General features: G+C 62.6%; 6 protein-coding genes. All 6 read right to left on the bottom strand.

The features are described from left to right. The coding region (locus ACFMO5_RS05420) for an adenylate kinase family protein (protein ID WP_376791736.1) at positions 1-338 on the bottom strand (338 nt) is incomplete at its 3' end. Between the two features lie 25 nt (positions 339-363). Next, positions 364-1,668 (bottom strand): preprotein translocase subunit SecY, encoded by a 1,305-nt coding sequence (secY, locus tag ACFMO5_RS05415; protein WP_376791735.1) that lies wholly within the window; start codon positions 1,666-1,668, stop codon positions 364-366. 118 nt (positions 1,669-1,786) lie between these two features. After that, entirely contained in the window at positions 1,787-2,245 is a 459-nt protein-coding gene (rplO, locus tag ACFMO5_RS05410; protein WP_376791734.1) for a 50S ribosomal protein L15, read from the bottom strand. Then, positions 2,232-2,441, bottom strand: a complete 210-nt coding sequence (gene rpmD, locus ACFMO5_RS05405; RefSeq protein ID WP_376791733.1) for a 50S ribosomal protein L30 — start codon at positions 2,439-2,441, stop codon at positions 2,232-2,234. The genes rplO and rpmD overlap by 14 nt, the downstream gene beginning before the upstream one ends. Then, positions 2,431-2,961, bottom strand: coding sequence for a 30S ribosomal protein S5 (rpsE, locus tag ACFMO5_RS05400; RefSeq protein WP_376791732.1), 531 nt, complete (start codon positions 2,959-2,961; stop codon positions 2,431-2,433). Before rpsE ends, rpmD begins: the two co-directional genes overlap by 11 nt. A 144-nt stretch (positions 2,962-3,105) precedes the next feature. Continuing rightward, complete coding sequence (gene rplR / locus ACFMO5_RS05395; RefSeq protein WP_376791731.1) at positions 3,106-3,474, bottom strand: 50S ribosomal protein L18; 369 nt, start codon at positions 3,472-3,474, stop codon at positions 3,106-3,108. Between the last annotated feature and the right edge of the window lie 59 nt (positions 3,475-3,533).

Genomic DNA, 3,533 nt, shown 5'->3' with positions numbered 1-3,533 from the left:
AGGACAGCGGTGAGGGAGCGCCCCATCCCGGCCAGAAGCTCATCGAGCGCCTGGGCCTGAGCGGGCGTGCGGGGGAATCCATCCAGGATCGCCCCATCGCGACAATCCGGCCGCCCCAGCCGCTCCCGGATCATCTCGATCGTCACATCGTCCGGCACCAGCTCCCCCCGATCCATGTACTGGCGGGCCAGCTGGCCTAGAGGGGTCTGGCGGTGCAGGTGATCGCGGAAGAGATCACCGCTGGCTACATGAGGGATGCCCAGACGCTGGCTGAGGATCTTCGCCTGGGTGCCCTTCCCCGCGCCTGGCGGCCCCAGCAAGATCAGATCCAGTGGCATCGTTCGATGACTCCGAGTTGCAAGTTCACCGGATGAAGCCCTCGTAATGGCGCATCACCAACTGCGCTTCCAGCTGTCGCATGGTATCGAGAACCACGCCGACCACAATCAGGAGGGCAGCGCTGCTGAAGAGCAGCACGTTGGTCTGCAACACCGATCGCACCGGCCAAGGTAGGATCGCCAGGATCCCCAGGAACAGCGCCCCCACCAAGGTGATGCGCCGGGAGATCCGATTGATGTACTGCTCCGTGGCCTTCCCGGGCCGGATGCCCGGGATGAACCCACCCTGCTTCTGCAGCGTGTCCGCCAGGTTCATCTGCTGCAGCATCACATCGGTGTAGAAGTAAGTAAAGGCCACCACAGTGATGAAATACATCGGCCAATAAGCGTCGTGGAACCCGGAGAAAACGCTGACGATGGTGTTGGCGATGCCTGCCACAATGGCGTTGCTAGAATATTGGAAAAACTGGGCGATGATCGCCGGGAAGGCCAACACGGACTGAGCGAGGATCAGAGGGATCATCCCCGCCATATTGACCCGAAGGGGGATATAGGTGCTGCCGCCCCCATAAATCCGATGGCCTCGGACCCGGCGCCCGTACTGGACGGGGATCCGTCGCTGCCCCTCCTGGATGAAGACGATCGCCGCCACTGTGACCACCGTCAGAAACATAAAGATCAGGATTCCCATCGCGCCATTGCTGGTCCAAACCTGGGCCAGGTTATAGGGCGCTCGGGCAACGATCCCCCCGAAAATGATCAGCGAGAGCCCGTTGCCGATCCCCTGCTCCGTGATCAGCTGGCCCAGCCAGATCGCGAACATCGTCCCCGCCGTCATCGTCAGGATCACCGTCAGGGTCGGCAACAGCTGGTGGGGGGCGAAGCCGAAGTTCGGCAGCACCGCCCGACCCGGGGCGCTGAGAAGATTCGCCTGGCCGATGGCATAGAGGGCGGCCAGCGGAACGGTCAGGAAGTAAGTATATTGCTCGAGCTTGCGCCGCCCCTCCGATCCTCCCTCTTTCACCAGCCGCTCCAGCTGCGGAACGATCGGCACCAGAAGCTGGAGGATGATGGAGGCCGTCACATAGGGATAAACCCCCATGGCCATGATAGAGAAATTGGCAATGGCGCCGCCGGAAAGCAGATCCAGGATGATGTAAAGCTGTCCGGCGGCGGTGGTGCCCTGAAGCAGCTGCTGCAGTGCCGCTCGATCCACGCCGGGCACCGGGATATGGGCGGCCAGACGGTAGATCGCCAGGATCAGCAGCGTGTAAAGGATTTTGCGCCGCAAATCGGGCAAGTGCCATGCGTTTCGCAACGCGTCCAACATAGGTCCTCCTTATGAGCCCCGGCAGGAACCGATCACAGCGCTCCCCAACAAACGATACCCTCAAGGAGGAGGATCGAAAACGCTTGAAGGCCGGGCAGATCGAGCAAGCGCCCCGATCTCAACGCGGGATCACCACCGCCTGGCCGCCTGCGGCCTCGATTTTCGCTCGGGCCGACGTCGAAAAACGATGCGCCTTGACGGTGAGCGGACGATCCAACTCACCATCCCCAAGGATCACCACAGGCTCCTCGGGATCCCGCAACAAACCGGCCTGGGCCAGGATGAGGGGGGTGATCTCGCTGTTCGGCGGGAAGCGGTTCAACTGCCCCACGTGAACCGGCTGGTAGATCACTTTCTCCACCAGGGTGAAGCCCTCCCCCCGCGCCTTCGGCAAACGTCGGACCAGAGGGGTACGGCCGCCCTCAAAGTAAGGGGGCATTTTCCGGTCGCCGGAGCGGGATTTCTGCCCCTTCCGACCGCGCCCCGCATAGGTTCCATGACCCGAGCCGAGCCCGCGGCCCACTCGTTTCCGCGCCTTCTTGGAACCCGGTGCTGGCTTCAATTCATGAAGCTTCACGCTCCACCTCCTCCACCCGAACCAGATGGCTCACCTTGTCTAGCATCCCGCGCACGATCGGCGTATCCGGCCACTCGACCACGTCGTTCAGACGGCGCAATCCCAGCGTGCGCAATGTGCGACGCTGGCGCTGGGAATACCCGATTGGGCTCCGCACCAGGGTGATCCGAAGATGTCGAATCCCTTCACCCTTCATAGCGCTTTCGACTCCATGGAGGCATGACTTCCTCAACGGGTTTACCACGGATCTGGGCGATTTCCTCTGGGGAACGCAGCATCTCCAACCCCTTCATCGTCGCATAGACTGCATTGACCGGATTCGTGCTCCCCAGGATCTTGGTCAGCACATCTCGAACCCCCGCGGCCTCCAAAACGGCCCGAACCCCCCCGGCGGCGATCACGCCCGTCCCCGGCGAGGCGGGCTTTAGAACCAGCCGTGTGGCTCCAAACTTCACCACCACCGGGTGGGGAATCGTGGTTCCCAGCAGGGCGACTTTCTTCATGTTCCGCCTGGCGCGCTCCGTCGCCTTGCGCATGGCCTCGGGGACTGCCCGGGCCTTGCCGATCCCCACTCCCACCCGGCCGTTCCGGTCACCCACCACAGCGACCACCCGGAAGGAGAAAGATCGGCCGCCTTTGTGGACCTTAGCCACTCGGGCGATGTCGACAATCCGCTCCTCGTATTCCACGCTGGGAACTTCATGGATCTCCGCCATCATCACCTCTGAGGTCTCGAGGTTAGAGATTAGAATGGATGCGCCTTCCGCTCAGAGCGTTTGGGGGCCGGGAAAGCCGCCCGCGGCCCGTGCGCCGTAGGGCACTTTCGCCCGTCAGGCGCGTGCGGTCGAGCTTCCAGGCGATTAAAACTCCAGCCCGGCCTCACGAGCCGCATCGGCCAGAGCCTTCACCCGGCCGTGGTATTTATAGCCGCCTCGATCGAAGACCACCTTGCGGATCCCTTTGGCTAGGGCGCGCTGGGCGATCAGGCGACCCACCAAGCGCGCCTTCTCCGTCTTGGTCAGGCCATCCAACTGGTCCCGGAGCTCCGGGTCCAATGTGGAGGCCGCCGCTAAGGTGACCCCTTTGGTATCATCGATGACCTGTGCGTAGATATGCTTGAGGCTCCGGAAAACCGAGAGCCGGGGCCGTTCCGGGGTGCCGAACACCTTCTTTCGGACCCGCAGATGCCGTCGTCGACGTCCCTCGTCGCGTGGATGCTCCCAACTCATCGAACCATCCTCCTGAGGGCCAGGATTCTATCCCTGAGCCCAAGGATTTCAAAATCAAA

It is taken from the genome of Thermoflexus sp., from assembly GCF_042408365.1.
Lineage (GTDB): Bacteria > Chloroflexota > Anaerolineae > Thermoflexales > Thermoflexaceae > Thermoflexus.
This window is presented reverse-complemented; position numbering and strand designations above follow the sequence as displayed.

Excerpts from the sequence above, each read along its gene's own strand:
- secY (WP_376791735.1), bottom strand. The coding sequence starts at position 1,668 with ATGTTGGACGCGTTGCGAAACGCATGGCACTTGCCCGATTTGCGGCGC.
- rpsE (WP_376791732.1), bottom strand. The coding sequence starts at position 2,961 with ATGGCGGAGATCCATGAAGTTCCCAGCGTGGAATACGAGGAGCGGATT.
- rplR (WP_376791731.1), bottom strand. The coding sequence starts at position 3,474 with ATGAGTTGGGAGCATCCACGCGACGAGGGACGTCGACGACGGCATCTG.
- rpmD (WP_376791733.1), bottom strand. The coding sequence starts at position 2,441 with ATGAAGGGTGAAGGGATTCGACATCTTCGGATCACCCTGGTGCGGAGC.